Annotated in this window: 16 protein-coding genes; all 16 read left to right on the forward strand. The window is 37.1% G+C overall.

The features are described from left to right. Positions 1-52 precede the first annotated feature (52 nt). The 16 genes from B7C41_RS10555 (at position 53) to B7C41_RS10630 (ending at position 20,998) form a co-directional block, all read left to right on the forward strand. The gene (locus B7C41_RS10555) at positions 53-1,066 is read left to right on the forward strand and encodes an aminoglycoside phosphotransferase family protein (protein WP_158089117.1); all 1,014 of its coding nucleotides are present in this window, start codon (positions 53-55) and stop codon (positions 1,064-1,066) included. Continuing rightward, positions 1,063-1,764: an N-acetylmuramate alpha-1-phosphate uridylyltransferase MurU gene (gene murU / locus B7C41_RS10560; RefSeq protein WP_085298891.1), complete on the forward strand. Its 702-nt coding sequence runs from the start codon at positions 1,063-1,065 to the stop codon at positions 1,762-1,764. The genes B7C41_RS10555 and murU overlap by 4 nt, the downstream gene beginning before the upstream one ends. A gap of 35 nt (positions 1,765-1,799) precedes the next feature. Further along, the gene (gene djlA, locus B7C41_RS10565) at positions 1,800-2,603 is read left to right on the forward strand and encodes a co-chaperone DjlA (RefSeq protein WP_085298892.1); all 804 of its coding nucleotides are present in this window, start codon (positions 1,800-1,802) and stop codon (positions 2,601-2,603) included. Between the two features lie 173 nt (positions 2,604-2,776). Beyond that, the gene (locus tag B7C41_RS10570) at positions 2,777-3,067 is read left to right on the forward strand and encodes an ABC-type zinc uptake system zinc chaperone (RefSeq protein WP_085298893.1); all 291 of its coding nucleotides are present in this window, start codon (positions 2,777-2,779) and stop codon (positions 3,065-3,067) included. Between the two features lie 108 nt (positions 3,068-3,175). Further along, a complete protein-coding gene (locus tag B7C41_RS10575; RefSeq protein WP_085299451.1) occupies positions 3,176-4,411 on the forward strand; it encodes a hypothetical protein in 1,236 nt (411 codons plus the stop codon). Continuing rightward, positions 4,395-5,318, forward strand: coding sequence for a metal ABC transporter solute-binding protein, Zn/Mn family (locus tag B7C41_RS10580; protein ID WP_085298894.1), 924 nt, complete (start codon positions 4,395-4,397; stop codon positions 5,316-5,318). The genes B7C41_RS10575 and B7C41_RS10580 overlap by 17 nt, the downstream gene beginning before the upstream one ends. Before the next feature lie 13 nt (positions 5,319-5,331). Continuing rightward, positions 5,332-6,123 carry a metal ABC transporter permease gene (locus B7C41_RS10585; RefSeq protein WP_085298895.1) on the forward strand — a complete coding sequence of 264 codons (792 nt, stop codon included), beginning with the start codon at positions 5,332-5,334 and terminating at the stop codon, positions 6,121-6,123. 325 nt (positions 6,124-6,448) lie between these two features. After that, positions 6,449-9,070, forward strand: a complete 2,622-nt coding sequence (locus tag B7C41_RS10590) for a TonB-dependent receptor plug domain-containing protein (protein WP_085298896.1) — start codon at positions 6,449-6,451, stop codon at positions 9,068-9,070. Positions 9,071-10,119: 1,049 nt separating this feature from the next. Next, entirely contained in the window at positions 10,120-10,581 is a 462-nt protein-coding gene (locus B7C41_RS10595; RefSeq protein WP_085298897.1) for a hypothetical protein, read from the forward strand. A gap of 3 nt (positions 10,582-10,584) precedes the next feature. After that, entirely contained in the window at positions 10,585-12,729 is a 2,145-nt protein-coding gene (locus B7C41_RS10600; RefSeq protein ID WP_085298898.1) for a caspase family protein, read from the forward strand. A gap of 261 nt (positions 12,730-12,990) precedes the next feature. Next, complete coding sequence (locus B7C41_RS10605; RefSeq protein ID WP_085298899.1) at positions 12,991-13,770, forward strand: hypothetical protein; 780 nt, start codon at positions 12,991-12,993, stop codon at positions 13,768-13,770. Between the two features lie 90 nt (positions 13,771-13,860). After that, positions 13,861-14,130 (forward strand): helix-turn-helix transcriptional regulator, encoded by a 270-nt coding sequence (locus B7C41_RS10610; protein WP_085298900.1) that lies wholly within the window; start codon positions 13,861-13,863, stop codon positions 14,128-14,130. 11 nt (positions 14,131-14,141) lie between these two features. Continuing rightward, positions 14,142-15,314 carry a replication initiation factor domain-containing protein gene (locus B7C41_RS10615; RefSeq protein WP_085298901.1) on the forward strand — a complete coding sequence of 391 codons (1,173 nt, stop codon included), beginning with the start codon at positions 14,142-14,144 and terminating at the stop codon, positions 15,312-15,314. Between the two features lies 1 nt (position 15,315). Further along, positions 15,316-16,497, forward strand: coding sequence for a tyrosine-type recombinase/integrase (locus tag B7C41_RS10620; RefSeq protein WP_085298902.1), 1,182 nt, complete (start codon positions 15,316-15,318; stop codon positions 16,495-16,497). 407 nt (positions 16,498-16,904) lie between these two features. After that, a complete protein-coding gene (locus B7C41_RS10625) occupies positions 16,905-17,210 on the forward strand; it encodes a hypothetical protein (RefSeq protein ID WP_085298903.1) in 306 nt (101 codons plus the stop codon). Positions 17,211-17,533: 323 nt separating this feature from the next. After that, on the forward strand, positions 17,534-20,998 hold the full coding sequence (locus B7C41_RS10630) for a DEAD/DEAH box helicase family protein (protein ID WP_235839693.1): 3,465 nt from the start codon (positions 17,534-17,536) through the stop codon (positions 20,996-20,998). Position 20,999: the final 1 nt, after the last annotated feature.

Consider the following 20,999-nt stretch of genomic DNA (forward strand, 5'->3'; position numbering starts at 1 on the left):
TAGCCTGCTAATTAGTTATATTAGCGTCATCATTTTTGAGAGAATAATTCTATTGAACACCATAAGAACCCGAGATTTAATCCAGTGGTTAACTAAACAATTTCCTAATGAAAAAGTTACTTTAATACCATTAACGGGCGATGCTGGCTTTAGGCGCTATTTTCGCTTTCAACATAACAATCAATCATATATTGCCGTTGATGCTCCTCCTAAGTTATCGAATAACCAAGCCTTTATCCAAGTACAAGCATATTTGCAATTGGCGAATGTTAACGTTCCGAAAGTATTAGCAAAGGACCTCTCACAAGGCTTTTTATGCTTGAGCGATTTAGGTGATGCTTTGTTGGCTGAAAAATTATCGAAAGAAAATATGCAGCAGCATTATTCAAAAGCGATCATTGAGTTAGAAAAAATTAATTTTTGTCAGCAAGCTACAATGACCACTTTGCCTGAATATGATGAGCATTTTATTGCTATGGAGTTAATGATATTCCAAGAGTGGTTACTTGAAAAGCATCTAGACATCACATTATCAACTGAAGAAAAAACCAAGTTGGCCGCATGCTTTAACTACTTATCGACTGCGATTATTGAGCAGCCGAAAGTTTTTATGCACCGTGATTATCATAGTCGTAATATTATGCTGTTAGAAAATGAATCTTTGGGGATTATTGATTTCCAAGATGCAGTGCAAGGACCTGTTATTTATGACTTGGTCTCCTTATTGCGCGATTGTTATGTACGTTGGCCTGAAGAATTATTAGCACCACTCATTGAAGATTATCGCTTACGAGTAAAAAGCCACTTCCCTGATGAAGGTTTAACTAAAGAGAAATGGCAATATTGGTTCGATTTAACGGGTTTACAACGACACCTAAAAGCTAGCGGTATTTTTGCACGCTTACATCACAGAGATCAAAAATCTAATTATTTAACAGATATTCCACTTACTTTGACCTATATACGAGATATTAGTAAACGACATGATAAGCTCAGTTTTCTTTATGAACTTGTTTCTGAACGTATCATTCCAGCAATAAATGAATTAATGGAAAACAATAAATGAAAGCAATTATTTTGGCAGCAGGGCGTGGAGAGCGCATGCGGCCATTAACAGACAGTTGCCCTAAACCTTTACTGAAAGTAAAAGGTATTCCACTCATTGAATATCATATTAAAAATTTAGTGTCGGCGGGTATTAAACACATTGTCATCAATCACGCTTGGTTAGGGCAAAAGTTAGTTGATTATTTAGGCTGTGGTGAAAAGTATTCTGCCAAAATTAGTTATAGTGAAGAGCCTGTAGCGTTAGAAACTGCAGGTGGAGTTATCAAAGCTTTACCTTTGTTGGCCGAACAAGATGACGATGTGTTTGTTGTTATTAATGGTGATATATATTGTGATTATAACTTTCAAAAGTTGCCTAAGCTACTACCACACCATAATGCCCATTTAATGTTAGTTACTAACCCTGAACATAACCTACAAGGTGATTTCCAGCTTGAAGCTGGTATGTTGAGAAACCCTTACAATGCCAAGCAAGCGACCTATACTTTTAGTGGTATTGCGCTTTATCGTAAAAACTTTTTTAAACAATATATTAAAACCTTAAATGAAGAAAACTCCGAACAGCATAAGGTACAGCCATTGGCACCGATGTTAAGGGCAGGGGCAGATGCGAGAAAAATATCGGCTAGCGTGATTGTTTCAGCTTGGACTGATGTTGGTACACCTGAGCGTTTAGCTAAGTTAAACCGCGATTAAATTGTTTTTTAAATAAAGAATTATTGAGTTTTATTATGCGAATTTGGGGTAAGATTTTAGGTTTCTTGTTTGGCTTTATGCTGAGTAAGAATATATTTGGTGCTTTATTAGGTGCATGGCTAGGCCATCGATTTGATAAAGGAGTTGGGCTTGATTTTAATCATTTAGGAGGCTCAAAAAGCGATACTGATCGCCAAGCTGCATTTTTTTACAGCACATTTTCAGTCATGGGCTATATCGCTAAAGCGAATGGCCGTGTTTCTCAACATGAAATAGCCTTTGCTAAAGCCTACATGGACAAGCTGAGTCTTAAAGGTGAATTACGTCAGCAAGCTCAAGAAGCGTTTAGAGATGGAAAAACTACCGGTTTTCCGTTGACTGATCGTTTAGCTAAATTAAAATCGGCAGTAGGTAATCGTCAAGATTTATTGTTATTATTTTTAGAAATACAAATTCAAGTGGCATTTGCTGACGGACAACTAGATCCAGATGAACGTGAAGCTCTACATAAAATTGCCAGTGGTTTAGGTTATTCTCCGAAAGAACTCGATAAGCTGTTAGAAATGATTATTGCTGGAGCAAACTTTCATCAGCAAGGCTCAGGTAATAGTTTTGCAAACTCAGCTCAGCAGCTTGAAAATGCTTATAAAGTGCTAGGTGTTAGTGATAACAATTCTGCTAGTGAAGTTAAAAAAGCTTATCGTAAACTAATGTCACAGCATCACCCTGATAAATTAGTCGCTAAAGGCTTACCGCCGGAAATGATGGAGATAGCCAAACAAAAAGCGCAAGATATTCAAGCTGCTTATGAACTGATCTCTGCGCAAAACAAGTCATAACCTAACAAGTGCTATCTTTTGAATACGGTGCTGAACCTTGAAAGTATCAACTGTCTGGTTGCGTTAAAAGTGCATTTTAATGTGCCGAATGAGATTAGTGTAGCTTGCAAGGCCAGTTGTAAGTCGCGTACACTATTGGTGAACTTGATTCATTCACTCATTGGATAGCAGAAATGTACTTTTCAGTAACTAACAGGCGACTAATCGCAATATGGCTCAGTGCTATATTGTTAGTATTGTCTGTGGCTGCTTCTGCGCATAGTGTTGAACATATCGATGAAGGTGCGAAAACGCACTGTACGTTGTGCTTTCACCAGCATCAATTTGATCAAGTACTACCGCAGCAAGACGCCAATCTTGAATTTATAGGCCAGCATTACGAAGTAAAAAGTATTGCTCAACCGTTATTAGCACTTGTTCATAGTGTTACTTACCTTAGCCGCGCACCTCCCGTTATTCTCTAAAACTCATTAGTTAACAATTTGTATATCCACAATGTTCATTTACTCGAGTAGTAAATGGCCTGTGTTGTCGTATTTAATTTATTTTAGAGATTTAAAACAATGAAAAACATGAAATTTTCACCTACGCGCTTATCTGCAAAAGTAAGTGCTGCTTTGGCTATGTCTGCATTAATTCCGGTGCTTGCACAAGCGCAAACACCAACACTTTCTAACCCTACTGTTAGTGCAATTTTAGATGGCTATTATCAAAGCGAAAACCGCTTAATGGCTGAACGCACTGAAGGCTTTGGGCTAGGTGAAACCGAACTCGCCTTTAGTGCCAGTATTGATGATATGTTCTATGGCAAACTAACTACCGTGTTTGAATCGCATGACGGGACTAGTGAAGTTAATGTTGAAGAGGCGTTTATTCAAACTATGGCTTTACCTAACGGTTTTACCGTGCGCGCAGGGCGATTTTTATCAGATATTGGCTATTTAAATAATCAGCATCTTCATACCGATTCATTTACTAGCCGTCCTAGTGCCTATCGTGCTTTTTTAGGTGGACACTATTATGACGATGGTTTAAGACTTAGCTATATTGCACCAACTGATTTGTATTGGAGTATGGGAGTAGAAGCTTTTTCTGGTGATAGCCTGCGAGCGGCTGATGAACACGGTGAGCGTGAATTTGATAGCACGGGCGTTTATACCGCATTCACTAAATTTGGCGGTGATATTGGTATTGAAAGTTCTTGGCAGTTAGGTTTTAGTTATTTACGCAACGAAAATGGCCAATTAACGCCTGAAGAACATGACGAAGATGAACATGAAGAAGAGCATGTTGAAGATGAACATGCTCATAGTCACTCTGCAAGTTATACAGGTAAAAACACTTATGTTGCTGACTTCGTTTTCAAGTGGGCGCCCAATGGTAACTATAAATATCAACATTTAACGTTAAGTGCTGAATACTTTAGAGTGAGCGATTTTATGGTACCTGAACTTCATGATGAACATGAGGAAGAAGACCACCACGATGAAGAAGGGCATGCAGAAGGCAATAGCAAAGATTATCACCAAGCTTGGTATGTTAGTGGTGTTTATCAATTTTCACCAAACTGGTCTGCTGGATTACGTTACGGTGAATTAGACAGCCAGCTTCAGCATGAAGAACATTTTGATGCACAGGAATTAAAAGAAACTGAACTAAGCATTGCTTGGCATAACAGTCACTTTTCAACGGTACGATTAGAATTTAGTCACCAAAGTAATGTCGGTTTTGACAATGACTTAAGTGATAACGCCATTACTTTACAATATGTTATGGCTTTGGGGGCTCACGGTGCACATCAATTTTAAGCTATTAATTTCAGGTGTTTTATTATCATTGAGTCAGCAAGCTTTCGCACAAGTGAATATTTTTACCTGTGAGCCTGAATATGCTGCCCTAGCAGAAGAGCTTGCGCCTGATGCGAGAATATACTCTGCAACAACGGCAATGCAAGATCCCCATCTAGTACAAGCTCGCCCAAGTTTAATTGCTAAAATGCGCCAAGCTGATTTGGTGGTATGTGCGGGAGCTGAGCTAGAGATCGGTTGGTTACCTATGCTACAAATGAAGGCCGCCAATGCTCAAGTGCGTAGCACTGATAAAGGTTTGTTTTTTGCTGCAGAACATGTCGACACATTAGATAAAATGGCCAATGTTGATCGCAGTATGGGTGATGTGCATAGCTTAGGTAATCCGCACTTACATTTTTCACCTGAGCGCATGTTGCTAATTGCTAAAGCATTAACGAAAAAATTAGTGCAATTAGATGCTGAGCAAACTGAAGCATATCAACAACGCTTACAAAGCTTTAGTAAGCGTTGGCAAGCTGCAAGTTCAAAATGGCAGGAAGTGGCAAGTCAATTAAAAGGAATGAAAGTGATCGCCTATCATTCTAGTTTTCGCTATTTATTTGACTTTGTTAGTATTGAGCAAGTTGCTGATTTAGAACCTAAACCAGGCTTACCACCAACGAGTACTCATCTTGCCAGTCTGTTAAAGCGGGCTAAACAAGGTGATATTTCGGCTATCGTAGTGGCATCTTATCAGGACTTGCGCGGTGCGAATTGGTTAGCTGAAAAGTCTAGCTTGCCTGTTATTGTTCTACCTTTATCTGTTGGAGGTAATGAACAAAGCAGTGACCTATTTAGCCTGTACGACAATGTTCTTGATTTACTGATACAAGAATACAACGCACAAAAGTTGCTGGCATTGTGATAAGGCTCTAACGATGGATTATGAATTACTAACAATATTGTTACCCGCATTTGCCGCAGGTGTTTTGGTGCTTTCAACCCATGTTGTTTTGGGTAAACAAGTATTAAAACGTGGCATCATATTTATTGATTTGGCAATTGCACAAATTGCGGCGTTGGGCGCAATGGTTGTGCATATGGATCATGATATTGCTGAACTTGCTTATGCGCATGTTTGGATGCCTGCACTATTTGCTTTATCTGGGGCAGGCTTTATTGCCTGGTTAGCTAAACATATGGCGGAAGAGCTCGAGGCGATGATAGGTTGCTTTTACGTTCTATCGGCAGTTGCGGCTATGTTGTTACTATCGAATGATCCACATGGTGCGGAGTTACTCAAGCAGCTAATGTCAGGCCAAATTCTTTGGGTTAGCTGGCAACAGCTTTTGTTACCTGTAGCTGTTTATAGTGCTATTTTAGTGCTGATATATGTTAAGCCTAAAGTTTTAGATGGAGCTGCTTTTTATTTACTGTTTGCATTAATTATTACACTGTCAGTTGAGCTCGTTGGTGTCTACCTTGTTTTTAGTAGCTTAATTTTGCCTGCGTTAGCCATTAACAAGTTAAAAGGTAAGTATATTTTAGCTTGGGCTTATGGTGTTGGTTTCATTGGCTATGTTTTAGGCTTATTTTTATCAGCAAGCTTTGACTTACCAAGCGGTGCGGCAATTGTCGCAACATTAGCACTAACGGCTGTAATTTTTAGAATTATAAATAGTATGCTGATCAAGCGGAAAAATTTATTTTTAACAAGCACAGATGAGTAATGATTTAATTTAATTGATATTAATTAATGCTATTAACGAAAAGGAGCCCTGCGGCTCCTTTTTTATTACCTGTTTTCTGCCTAATTTTAAAGGGGGAAAGACTTGTTACTATGTTAAATAGAAGTGCGAATAAGTTCGTACTTTACTTTGTTTTAATTAACAAATGTTTACATTTTAGATGATTATATATTGAACTTATCTATCAAAGCTTAACTTTATTTGCTATAAAAACTTGCTGGCTTCTTTTAATTAAGTAGCCATTTAATGATGTAGATGGAATAAATATATAAAAAACATATAATTATAAAAGCAAAGGGAATAAAGTATGAAAGTATTAAACAGTCGTAAGCACGCTCTCGCCTTAAGTATTACTGCCGCACTATTTGTCACTCAAAGTCATTCTGTTGTCGCAGCTGAAGCGGACGATGTTGAGCGCATTGAAGTTACAGGTTCTCATATTAAGAGAACTGGCATGGAAGGACCATCTCCTTTAACCTCAATCAGTTCTGAGGATATCGCTAATAGTGGCGTTACCGATTTAATTGGTTTATTTACGAAACTACCAATGGCAGGACAAGGCACATTTTCTACTCAAGGTAATAGTAGCGATAATACCAGTAATGGTGGCTCTAGTGTTTCTTTACGTGGTCTAGGTGCAGATTCAACACTAATTTTAGTTAATGGCCGTAGGGTATCTGTATCACCATTTGCAAATAATATTGATACCGCATTTGTTGATATTAATAATATTCCATTAGCAGCAATTAAGCGTGTCGATATTTTGAAAGATGGCGCGTCGGCAACTTATGGCTCTGATGCTGTTGCTGGTGTAATCAATATTGTTTTACGTGATGATATTGAAGGTGCAGAAATATCTGCGAAATTTGGTGATACAGCTGATGGCGGTGGTGAAGAACAAAATATAAGTATTGTTTGGGGGAATTCTACTGAAAAAACTAGTCATACCTTTGCTTTAGACTACTTTGAGCGTGAAGAAATACTTTATGGTGATCGAGATTATTCAAAATCATCAAATCAAGCTGCGCTGAGACCTAATGACTCATTCGCTACAGATTTTAGAAGTTCTTCCGGTTTCCCCGGTACAATCGCATTGAAAAGTGATCCAACTAACCGCATGCCTGATACCTTTGGTAATGATGTTTGCGCGGCAGGAGATATTGTTGGAAGCCTTTGCCGATATGACTATGCGCCAGTAATGACTTCGGTTCCAGCAAGCGAACGCGCAAGTTTTATCTACATGGGGAAATATGAGATTAATGATAATTTACGTGGCTTTGCAGAGTTAAATGGTCAACATTCAAAAACCACTATTCGCGGGGCAGGTAGCCCAAGTTTTAATGAACTGTTTATGTCTGGGGATAATGTTAATCACCCATTTGCAAACTTGCCTGAACACGAATTTTATCAACAAGACTTAACTATGCGTCGACGTATGTTGGACATCGGTAATCGTGAAAAACGTGTCACCAAAGATTACTACCGTTCAATTCTTGGTTTACAAGGTGAAATTAAGGATTGGAGCTGGGAAGTTGCTTATAACTATATTAAAAGTACATCCACTGAGCGTGGTGTAAATGGTTTCCCTAATTCTCGCCGAGTACAAGAAGCGATAGATAGTGGTTTATGGAATCCTTTCGAGCCATCAAGTAACAGCCAAGAGTCATTAGACTTTATTGAAACGACTACCTCACGTATTGGTAAATCAACCAGTAAATCATTTGATGGTAAAATAAGTGGTTCAGTGATGGAAATGGAACACGGCGACCTCGGTTTAGCTGTGGGTTTTGAATACCGAGAAGAAAGTATTGCTGATAATCCAGATGACCAATTTTTACGCGGTGAAGTTTTTGGTACTGAAGCAACACAAGCTAATGGCTCTCGTGATAATACGTCCATCTTTGCTGAATTAGCTATTCCAGTACTTGATAATTTAGAAGTGCAAATAGCAGTACGCCACGAAGATTATAGTGATTTTGGTACAACAACAGATCCAAAAGTAGCCTTTATCTGGCAAGCATCAGATTCGCTTTCATTGCGTGGTTCTTATGGAACCGCTTTCAGAGCGCCATCATTACATCAAATAGGCTTAGGTAATACTGATGAGTCACCTAACTTGGTCGATTCTGTTAGGTGTGCCGCTGTAGGCAATATTAACAAAGCATGTGAACCTCAAGAATATACTGCCGTACTTTCAGGTAATGATGATTTAGGCCCGGAAGAGTCGAAAAGTTATAATTTAGGTATGATCTACCAGGCCACTGATAATTTGGACTTTTCAGTAGATTATTATGATTATGATATAGAAAACGTTATTACAAAAGATACTCAATTTAAGTTTAGTACTTTAGGTAATGATCCAAGCGTTGTTGAGCGTTTACCTTCTAATATTGCCGGCGATCCGGGCGAAGTTGTTCGTATTTTTGATCAATTCGAAAATATTGGCAACGTTACCACTTCGGGTTTAGATATCGAAGCTAATTATGGCTTAGAGACTGATATGGGTGACTTCAAGTTTTCATATGCCCTTAACTATGTATTATCGTATGAAGATGCACGCCCTAACGCAGATGGCAGTATGCGAATTGATACTCAAGAAGGTGATTTTGAGCAACCTGAAGTACGTTGGAGCTTTAATACTGCTTGGGTTAAAGGTGACTGGAATGCAAGTATGGCAATAAATTATATTGGCGAATTTAAGCAAGATGCTTCTGTTGCCGCTGATGGTATAAGTGATATTGATTCATGGACAACAGTAGATACTACAATTAACTACATTGGTTTTGAAAACACCACGCTGAGCTTAGGCGCTACAAACTTATTTAATGAAGAGCCTCCATTTAGCTATCATGACTTTATGGGCTACGTGAATAGTACACATAGTGCCCAAGGTCGTTTTATGTATGTTAAAGCAAGTTATAAGTTTTAAATAAAAATATACTAATTAAAAGGCTCTTACGTAAGTAAGAGCCTTTTTTTCAGCAAGTAGTTTTTAGCTATTCGTTAATATCTCTATGCCAATAGAGAATGAATTTTCAGAAACTATTATCTATAAATTTGTTCATCTATCTTAATCATAGTTGTGATAAGTAAAAATCAATATTTATTGAATAAATCATTAGTTCAATAATTTAAAAGTATCAGTTTATAATTTTTAGTAGAAAAAAAGATATGTATTAGTAGGTTACTACTAGAAAAGTTTGTAGAAATGGTGGCCCCTCCCTGAACTTAATTTAATCTTTAATTTATTGATATTTAACGTTAATTGTATTTTGTTTTTCTTCTAGTGTTACTTTGGGTGTTACTATAAAAAAGCGTAATAAATTGACTTGAACAGGGGACTAATTAGCTAAAAAATTAATATAAAATTATTTTTTAATTGCACGGTACTTTGTCTGATTACTCTCCATTTTTCAAAACTATCATTTATAGGTCTGCATTAATCATAGCTCGTAGTATGGAACAACGTTGATTATAAAGTAGTATAAATAGTGTTTAATTTAAAGATTAACTTTCTAAATGAGATAGCCATAAGTTCTTTTGAATGTGAAATTGAAGCTTATAGTTAATCGCAGATATTAGCTTCAAGCTTTGCTACATAAACTCAAAACTATTTCTAAGTTGTCATTTTAGGGCCTAGAGCAATAAAAAATGGTTATTTTATTGTGATAAAGAGTTTAGTTACCATAAAAACAATGTGGGACATATGACTATTTTGGTCGTCCTCATACCTAACTGATTCTAGGTTAAAGTAGTTTACCGACTATTAAGGGTAAAATAACGACAACTGTAACGCTTGAGTGGACTTAAAATGAACGTTGATGATCAAGCTAGTAGTATTTGATTGACTATTATTGATTATAACTGGGGGAGTTCAACAGTGATTTACAGGTAAATTAAAAGTTCGCGTGCCTGTATGGAAATTAGACAGTTAACTGGTATAGTAAATAAAAGGAACTAAGAATAAAAGGGTTATGGATGTCTCCTCTATTGAACAATTTACTCCTGTTTTCTCTAGTGCTATATATTATTTACGTTATATATGAATGGGGTAATAATAAGAAATGGAAAGTACTTATTATTAACTTAGTCGTTGTTTTTTTTGTATTTTTTATACTTTATACATTAACAGGCTTTCCATTTCCCAAGGTTTCTTTTGGTTCAGTTACCCCACTATCTACAATTTTAATGATGTACTTGGCCTTGGTGCTAGGTATCGCAGCAAACTATTTTTATTTTTCTACTTCATTCTCATTAGCCATATTTTTAAAACCAATTCTTGTTTCACCAATCATAATGGTTCCACTTGTTGGTTTAGTTCAAACTTCTAATTCCATTGACGACATGAAGCTGATTTCATTAATTTTCGTAGCGTTTCAGAACGGTTTTTTCTGGAAAAGTATTTTCGAGAAAATTAACAAGAAAGAATTAAAAGGCTAATCTATGAAAAAAAATTGCATAAGTATTTTAGTTTGGATTTTATTGCTGAACATTTCAAATTTAGCTAGCTCTACAGAGTTTTCTGCCGAGATCCCAAAAGAATATCAAAAATACTTTTCTAAATATGATAATTCTAAAAGTGTTTATAGTGAACAAATAGCTCCTAGGCTTGGGGGAGCGAAAGCTGGAAGAAGCTTTGCGTTAGTAGCAGGCGTATGGGAATATGAATTTGGTGACCTGCCGCCAGCAAAAAAAGACATAGAAGCTATTACTAAGTATTTAAAAGAAGAAGAGTTCTTTGATGAAGTAGTTGTATTAACGAACGATGATGTCAATTATGAAAACCTAAAATATTTTTTACAAACTTATTTTAAATCTAAAATTGAAAAATTCCCTCAATCAAGGTTTTTATTTGCTTATAGTGGACATGGTAACTTGGATGGAGAAGACGGCTACTTAGTTCAGTCGTCTGCAAGCAGTCTCAATGATTTGGAACACAGCATTGGTGTAGATATCCTTCGTCCTTTAATAAAAAGAGTTATGGATAAATCTCATCATACTCTTGTCTTACTTAATGCATGCCATGCAGGTTCTTTTTTGAGTTCTAGTTTTGGTAACAAAAAGTACCTGCCAAGAAAGCGTGGAGCACACGCGATTACAGCTGGAGGAACGCTCGAAGAAACATATTCTATACCTGAAGTCGGTGAAGGAAGCGTTTTTTTCGAATTTGTTTTAGATGGTATTAGAGGAGGTGCTGATTTAGTTCCAGAGGGAGGTGATGGAATTGTTACAACTGATGAGCTCTATAGCTATATAAATTATCAAACAATTAGTGTTACTTCAGTTCAAACACCGCGCAGAGGAGATCTTCGACCAAACAATGACTCTAGTGAGGGAAATTTCTTTTTTATTGATCAAGATCGGGCAGATAGTTTTGAAGAATCAACTTTCATAGATAAGGTTTTTCAGTCTGTAGGTAATGTATTATCTTTTGGAGGTAAAGTTTCAATTCCTGTTTTGAGATCAAAGGATGCCGCGCTTATCTCTGGAGAGGGAACAATTTTATATTGGGAATCTGTAAATGCAGAAAAATGTAGGTTTGTAGATCAAGCTGCTGGCTCTGAACTTAAAGGTGAGAGAGCTGTTAGCCCTGTGGCAACAACTGAATATGAAATAAATTGTAATAGTGGAGCTTCAACAGATTCGCGGAAAATAAAAATACTTGTATTACCAAGACCAATAATACAAAACTTTGAAGTGAAGGATAACCCAGTTAAATCTGGGGCATCCACAACTCTAAAGTGGGATTCCAAAAATGTGGATCAGTGTTTTATTGATAATGGCGTCGGTACAGTCCCATTGTCGGGAAGCACTATTGTCACTGTGAATGATGATACAATGTACTCATTATCATGCTCAATACAAAACAAAAAAGTTGTGGCGAAACAACTTGTTTTAGTAAAAAAAGAAGAGCCTAAAGTAGAAATCACTTCTTTTAAGATCCAAAGCAGAGAACAAAATAAATTAACTTTATCGTGGAGTTCTGTTCACTCTTCGCACTGCGAGATTAAAAGTAACGGTATATCGGAACAAAATGGCCTTCAATCTAGTGGAGTTTACAGTATAGAAATTGATAGAAGTTCAAATTTTACTCTTACTTGTGCGAGCAACAACTCTACATCAAACACAAACCTGTTTACTGATTTCATTGCGCCAATAGATCTTGACCCTTCTGGTGATATTCAAATAACAGGAATACAGCATAATGTTCCAGTAAACCATCCGCAGTTTAATGCAAGTTTTCCAGGCATGGCTATTTCTGTGTCTGGTAATATACTAAATGCCGAGGGAGAGAGTTTTATGTTGGGTGCGAAGTTTTTTAATTCTGTGCAGCCATTAATGGCTAACATAAATGAGAGGGTTTTCATTAGTAATATTACAGGTCAAGTGGTTACAGGTAGCCAAATAGAAATGGCAGATTCTATGGATCAAAACTTTACAAAAGTACTCTTTATTCCATATTCAGCATTAAATATGCGTAATACCGGCTTCAATTTTACATATAGTTTGCAAGTACAAGCGCATATTGTGATTGATTCAGATAGTATATCCGAATCTCAAAGAGCTAACTTTCAGTTTCGTTGGTAGAAAAATAGTTTTTAAAACATAACGTTAAGAAGGTGGGTGGAGCTAGCTAATGCATCGAATATTCTTTTATTCTATAAAATAGGCGTCACATTGTAAATTGTGGCATCGTATCAAGTCTTGGTTCTGAAGTCGTAACGTGTTTCATATTTTTTATTACGAAATTCTATTTTTGGGTTATTTTAGCTGCTTTATATAGCACTATTACGCTATTCCCTTTATTATCCTGTGCTTATCAGTTTCCTTATGGGATCTCCACGACATATGTCTCAGTTGACAAAAACACAGCGCTCGGAGAAGAGAAGAAAAGACCTTCAAGCATTAATTACATTTGGTACGCGGATTCATAAAACACTTAGCGAACCTTTAGATCCCAATTCACTTGCAGCCGTTGCTGAAAGCTCTATACGAAGTAAATTTGTTAATAAAGTTGAAGCCATGTCGAAAGAAAAAGGCTTAGTTACGGTGCAAGCATTGCTGTACGAACAGCTTTTAATGGGCGATATAAAATCAATTCAGGCTGATGAATCAGGTTTACAAAAAGATTCTGCCTTTTTTAATACGTTTGCTGAGGAGTTAAGGGGCGCCGGTTTATTTAACCGAGCGAATGCTGTTGATTTACTTCTGGCAAAAACAAAATTGGTTAGAAACATTAAAGATGTTTTTGTTTCTAAAATTGCTCAGTCAGCACGTAAGCCTAAAACTATAGGCGCAACTCAAGAAGAGCGTGACTTACTTAATGAATATAAATTTGAATTAAAAGAGTGGGCAAATAAGAAATATACCCAAGATTGTGCACTAAGAAAAGCATCTGGAAAAAGGATTCGTGCTAAAACAAAAGGTTCAGAAGCAGCAGACAAATGGTTATATCAAATGGCTTTTGAAGATTTAAAACTTAACGAAGAGTCTTTTTTAAGTTTAACTGATGATGAGCTTAATGCCTTACCTGATGATGGTACTTTACATAGCTCACCAGAAGCTCCAGACAATATTCTTGATTTTAAACTATCAGCACGCTTTTTTTATGAGCAAATAAAAAAATAAATTAATTTTCAAAATCGACGCAGCCACGGGTAGTGCGTCGATTTCCTTCTGCATAATTCGCCATGTTTTCAACTCCAATAAGGATCAAACATGACCGAAGTCTTCCAATTAAATTCACCATTAAAAATTCAGCGCCAACGTGAAGTTTTAGAGCAATACGGCTTTAAGAAATCAACACTTTATACTCGAATTAAGGAAGGCTTAGTTCCTCCACCTATTTCATTAGGTGGACTGCGAGCTGTTGGCTGGATTGAGCATGAAACCCAATTAGTTATTGCTGCAATGTGTGCAGGTAAATCACAAGATGAAATTAAACAACTTGTTGCTGAATTAGTTGCTCAACGCAGTCAACTTGGGTAAGGAGATGTTATATGAAATCAACTGAGTTAAATAAGCCGTTTATACCTACCCAGATAACAACAGGATCATATCTACAGACAGTTAATCACTATAACGTCAGTATTAATGAGGCATCAAGCTATGACTATATTGGGTATTTAGTCCAGACACATTGTCCGGAAAAATCACAGGAAAAAATGATTTCAAATATTGATTTAATTAAAGTGGTTTTTCATAAAAAATCAGCAGAAAAAATAAAGCAAATTAAAGCGTTACTCGTGGTGTACTTACGTCAAATAGGAATAGCCGTTTCAACAAAAAAGGCGACATTACGTCATCATCAAAATGGAAATAAACTGTTTTCACTTGATGAAGCTCATAGCGGTTGCGGTTCTATAAAGTGGGATATAGAAAAAGGTATTATTCAACTATGGCTATCGGGCAATGGTTGTCAGTATGTGAGTGCCTCACTGCAAAAGTGGCAACCAATCTATGCACTTTTAAAGCAATATGCAGGCAAAATTACAGAATTAGATATTGCTGTTGATGATTACAGCGGTAAGTTTAATTTGCGCTATCTACAAAAAGCTTATTCAGCTGGCGACTACAATCCAGTAAAAGGGGCAAGGCCTGTCAGGAACCCCAAAGAAAAGCACAAGGGCACTGAATATTTAGGGAGTAGTGATTCAGCTAAATCGTTATGTGCTTATGAAAAATGGCGAGAGTTGAAGCTTGCTAAAGCACACCCATTTTATGGCTTGTGGACACGTCATGAAGTCACATTGCGAAGAAAGAATAACCATGTCATTAGTGAAGATGTGCTGCTTAAACCTGATGATTACTTTGTTGGTGCTTACCCTAAAGTACATAAAAGAATAATCAAAACGGCAACACCCCGTTGCCCAAAGCGAGAAGTCGCTTTAGAGCGGACAAACTCATTTAGCCGCACGGTTGCCAGTGCGAGGCACCAATATGGCCCTACGTTTGGCAGCTGCTTAAAGCTCTTAGGAGATAATGAAGCAGCGAGTACGTTATTTTCTCGGGAGGGGAGTCCTAAAAGTCTTAAACTACCTAAGTTTCTTGATGAAGTAGCACTGAAAGAAAGCGTAAGTGAGTATTGTGGCACTACCTTTAACGAACACTTTGTCGAACTAGTTTTATCGCACGATAAGTCGAAATTCAGTTCAAGTGGAAGGAGGGCTTAGAATGACGACACAACGAATAGCTATCTCCAATCGTACCATTGCTTCAATGAAAAATAGCGTGACAGTCACGCAATTACGAGACCCTAAAAAATCGCTGTATTTTAGGTACAGCAAAGCGGATAGGGACAAAGGTGTGTTCTATGCCCGCATGTATGCAAAGGGTAAGGATAGTATGGTGCGTATTGGTAAATTTCCCGAAGTTAGTGCGCAACGTGCATTGCAGGCTATGAACAATATTCACCTCAAAGAAGCGCATTTTAATCAAAGTGAATTTACCTTGGTTGGAGATTTATGTGATTGGTATATCGTACGTACTAAAAGCAACAAACAAATTAGTGATAAAACAATTAAGCAAACCGTGTCGTTAATAACTAACCACATTAAGCCGTATTTGGTGAATATACCTATCAATACGATAACAGATGGCTTGCTTGATAAACTTTGGTTTACTCCTATTCAAAATCAGCTGGCGTTATCCACTATATCGCTTGCACTGGTTACGTTAAATGCAATGTTTACCTGGGCAACTAAGCTCAAGCATGTTCCACAAAACCCTGTGGAAAAACTATCGCTTGGCAGTTTTACACATCGGCGACCAGTCGTTAAAGCAGGGCGACTAAATGATAAATCACTAAAAATACTATTTAAAAATTTTGGTGGGCTTTCAATAGAAAATAGAATGTTGATTGTATTACTTGTACTTCACGGTACGCGTATCGGAGAAACAACCACGGCACGTTGGGATGATTTTGATTTTACGAATCTACTCTGGCGAATACCGGCAAGCAAAACCAAAACAAAAAAGGCCCATACATTACCGTTAACACCACTAGCGGTTAGTTGGTTAAAATCTTACCGGCGCTATCAATACACACATAGGCGCTCTCAATACTTATTTCCACAAAAGAGCAACCGACGAAAACCACAGAGTGCCAATGTCAGCTCTCGCATAGTTAGTCATATGGCAAAAGGAAACTGGACAGCACATGATATAAGAAAACATGCCCGTAGCTCTTGGTTAGAATTAGGTGTGGATTACATCATTGGTGAATTATTACTTAATCATAGTTTGAGTAAACTTGACCAAAGTTATATACAAACCACTGCTATGAACTTATGTCGTGATGCGTTACTTCAATGGGGTGATAAGTTACCAGATTTAGGGTTACATTATCCAGAATAACGTTCACAGTAATGCCATAAAAAGTGACCGACATATTGTCGGAATATCAAAACGCTTAATGTCATGTTAGGCCACAGCATATAAAGTCCAATGCAATATTGAATCATCCTCTAACTAAAAGTTCATCATAAACAGGTCAATACGGGACTAAATATAAATAACAGCGAACTTCGTATGCAGTTAGTTTAAGCCATAAATTGATTGATGCTGCGCAGTGATAGTGGCATTTTCATAAAATGAGAATGCCTTTGTAGCGCTTATCATATATGCTTTTGAAAGAACTGCGCAGTAAAAGCCACGGCGCATTCGCGAAAAAGCGCATATGCAACTTTTTGTCGAATTTATAACCGTGCTGACAATTAGAAAATGATGAACATGCTAGCAATAAAAAATAGGGAGAGAAAGCCATGGATAAACCCAAATTTACACAAGAGTGTCACCGACAGTTATTAGAGCACTTTGCCTTGGTGAAAATACAAAAAGTTGATGAAGCCATGAAACATCGCATTCAAGGTTTTATAAATGCCGGTGAGTTTCTAAACTTAGTTACCCGAGATGAGGCTATCAGTATTATTGATACTGCACATCATGAAATATTTGGTATAACCAAGGAACAACGTAAAGCGAGAAAAGAAGAAATAAAAAATAGCATCAAAGGTGATGATTTCAGTGTTTTTGATGAGCCAGCTATAGATAGGTTAGCAAATAGGTAACTGTATGTTACAAGTGTTATTTAAACTCAATTAACTAAATACAGAAGCCACATCTACGCCTCATAGTAATTCGTACAAATAAACAATAAATTTCAAGTGTTACTCTAACGCTTGGACAGCAAGTAAATACTAGTGATACTCTTGATATCCAAAAGAAAAAATATATTTTTTCTGCTTTGAAAGCCGCTGGTAACAATAAAACGAATGCTGAAAAAATGTTAAATTTAATAAATCATCAAGTTTTAACAAATTAGATCAAAGAACTCGGTTTATGAAGCATATAATATTTCCCGCTCTTCTATTAGGCATTATAGCTGCATTATATGGACACAAGGAATCAATCAGGAATGAAGCAATCAATGAATTTTGAACATATTCAAAAAAAGTGGCCACAGTTACATCAGCTTGCTGCATTTGCAGAAGAATATGCTATTGATGATCCCCAAAGCGCACTAGTTAAATTACGCTGTTTTGCTGAGCAAGTTGTTGGTTATCTCTATAAAGAGCTACGACTGCCTGTTTTTCCTAATTCTACTATCTACGATAAACTCACGTCTGACGATTTCACCAGTGTCGTGCCAAGTCTTATTACCGACAAACTGCATGCTATTCGTAAAAGCGGTAACCAAGCTGCTCACCAAGGTCAGGTTGATCAACAGCAAGCGATTTGGATATTAAAAGAAAGCTATTTCATTGCCAGTTATTTATTTATGGCATATGACAATGGTAAGCAAGCTGATTGCCCAATATTCAAAGCGTCAGAGCAAAAACAGCCACAAAACCAAGACAATGCAGAGTTTGTTAAAAAGAATAAACAACTTTCTCAAATGTTAGCGGATAACGAAGCTCGTCTAAAGTTAGCACTAGAAGAGTTAGAAGCTTCAGAAAAAGCGCAAAAACAAGCACAACTTGAAGCTGCCAAACTTAAACAAACTATCAACCAAGCGAAAGTGGCTGAAGTTAAAGGTCTTAATAAACAAATCACCTCAAGCTTTAACTTTAGCGAAAATGAAACCCGCGCTCGTATTATTGATATGGACTTACGTGCCGCTGGGTGGGATGTATCGCTTGATGAATCGAGCACTGATGAAGTTGGTAAAGAAGTTGATGTAACTAACCAGCCAACACCTACAGGTAATGGCCGAGTTGACTATGTGCTTTGGGATGACGATGGAAAGCCATTGGCAGTTATAGAAGCGAAAGCTGCTAAACACTCTGCTGAAAAAGGTCGTGAGCAAGCCAAAATTTATGCTGATGCTTTAGAAACTCAATATGGCCAACGCCCGGTAATCTTCTATTCTAATGGCTATGATATCCGTATTTTAGACGATGCTCAGGGTTACAATAGCCGTAAGCTGTATGGCTACTATTCAAAAGATTCTCTGCAATATTTAATAAAACAACGCAGTCTTAAAAAAGATTTAAACCAAACGCCAATTGATATTGATGTTGCAGGTTACGATTATCAAATTGAAACTATTACTCGTGTTAGCGAGCGCTTTACTGACAACCATCGTAAATCACTTGTTGTTATGGCAACAGGAACAGGCAAAACCCGTGTTTCTATAGCATTAGCTAAACGATTATTAGATGCAGGTTGGGCTAAGCGAGTATTGTTTTTATGTGACCGAAAAGAACTACGAAAACAAGCGGGCAATGCCTTTAATGAACATACCAATGAACCTTTGTATGTTGTTGGTAAAAGTAAAAAAGGATTGGCAGACAGTGCTCGTGTATTTGTTGCTACATACCCAGGCATGATGAGTATATTTCAAAAATATGATGTTGGGTATTTTGATCTCATAGTGGCGGATGAATCACATCGTTCTATTTATAATATCTATGGTGATATCTTTAAATACTTTGATGCGCTAGAGATCGGTTTAACCGCAACACCTGTCGAAATGGTATCGCGTTCAACTTGTCAGTTATTTGGATGTGACTTCAAACTGCCAACAGCTAACTATCCGTTAGAACAAGCGATTGAAGAAGAAAACTTAGTTCCTTATAAAATAGTCAGTTTTACCACTAAATTTCTACGTGAAGGCATTAAAAAAGATAACCTAACAGACGAACAAATTGCTCAGCTTGAAGAACAGGGTATCGATCCTAACGAGCTAAACTTTGACGCCAAGCAAGTTGATGAAGCTGTTAAAAATAAAGATACCAATCGTGTTATTTTACGTAACTTAATGGAAAAAGGTTTACGTGATGTTGATGGACAACTGCCAGGGAAAACCATTGTTTTTGCTCGTAACATACTTCACGCTGAACTATTGGTTGAATTATTTGGTGAAATGTATCCGCAACTTGGTAGTAATTTTTGTCGTTTCATTCACTCAAAATTCGAACGAGCAGAAGAACTCACTGATGACTTTAAATCAAGTGAAGAAAATAGCGTTCGTATTGCTGTGTCAGTCGATATGCTTGATACAGGCATCGATGTACCTGAATGTGTAAACCTTGTTTTTGCTAAACCAATCAAGTCAAAAGTTAAATTCTGGCAAATGATTGGCCGTGGCACACGTTTATGTAAAGACCTCTATGGCAAAGGCAAAGATAAATCACACTTCTTGATATTTGATCACTGGGAAAACTTCGATTACTTCGATATGGACCCAGAAGAAGAAGACGTGAAGCAAAGCAAATCGCTTACTCAAAAGCTATTTGAATCACGTTTAACTTTGGCTGAAACCACGCTTAAAAAAGCCGATGTGGCAACTTTTGATGAAGTGATTAAATTAATTCATCAAGATGTATGTTCTCTTGATATGAATACCATAGCTGTTCGAGATAACTGGCAGGTCGTTGAAGCATGTAAAGATGAAAAAGCACTCAACCAATTCGCCCCGCAAATGAAAACAAATTTGTTTGAGCATGTAGCATCACTGATGCAATGGCGCAATATCATGGGGCAAAGTGAAGCCTATAAATTCGATAATGAAATGGCAATTATTCAAACCTTGGTATATATCGATCCAAGTCAAATTGATTTGGCCAAGCAAAGTGTAATGAGCAAGATTGAAACGCTGCAAATGCACCTTAATGAAGTGCGAGCTAAAGCAAGTGATATTGCCAAAATACAAACTGAAGCCTATTGGCAAGATTTAACCTTTGCAGCATTAGAAGAAAGCCGCATAGCACTGCGTAGCATTATCCATTTGCGTGACAAAGGTACTTATGTACCTGAGCCAGAACTCATCTTAGATATTAAAGAAGATGCAGCAGATTATATAGTGACTGAAAGGCCAACCAAAATTGTGTCTATTGATTATCAAATATTCCGTCAAGAGGTAGAAAAAACACTGTCACCATTATTCGAAACTGATGTTGTTTTGCAAAAAATACGGGCGGGTATTGCGGTGAGTAAAGATGATTTAGCACAACTAAACTCATTAGTGCATACCCAAAACCCGAAAGTTGATTTAAATACTCTTAAAGAATTTTTCCCTGAATCATCAGCAAGCCTAGACAAAATCCTTCGAACCATAGTCGGTATGGATAAAGCTGCTATTGAGCAAAGTTTTATGGAGTTTGTACAAGAAATACATACTCATGTTAACGCTAAACAACTGCGCTTTATAAGCATGTTAAAGAACCACTTAATTCGTTATGGTTCTATTCAAATAGAACAACTGTATGATGCGCCATTTACTCAAATTCACGATATGGGGTTAGATGGTGTTTTTAACGAAAAACAAGCCGATGTTATTGAACAATTTATAAAACAATTTGATGTTGAACTGGGCGATAAGTCAGCAAGCATCGAAAAAGAAATCCGAATCTAAA

Source organism: Cognaticolwellia mytili (assembly GCF_002104475.1).
Classification (GTDB): domain Bacteria; phylum Pseudomonadota; class Gammaproteobacteria; order Enterobacterales; family Alteromonadaceae; genus Cognaticolwellia; species Cognaticolwellia mytili.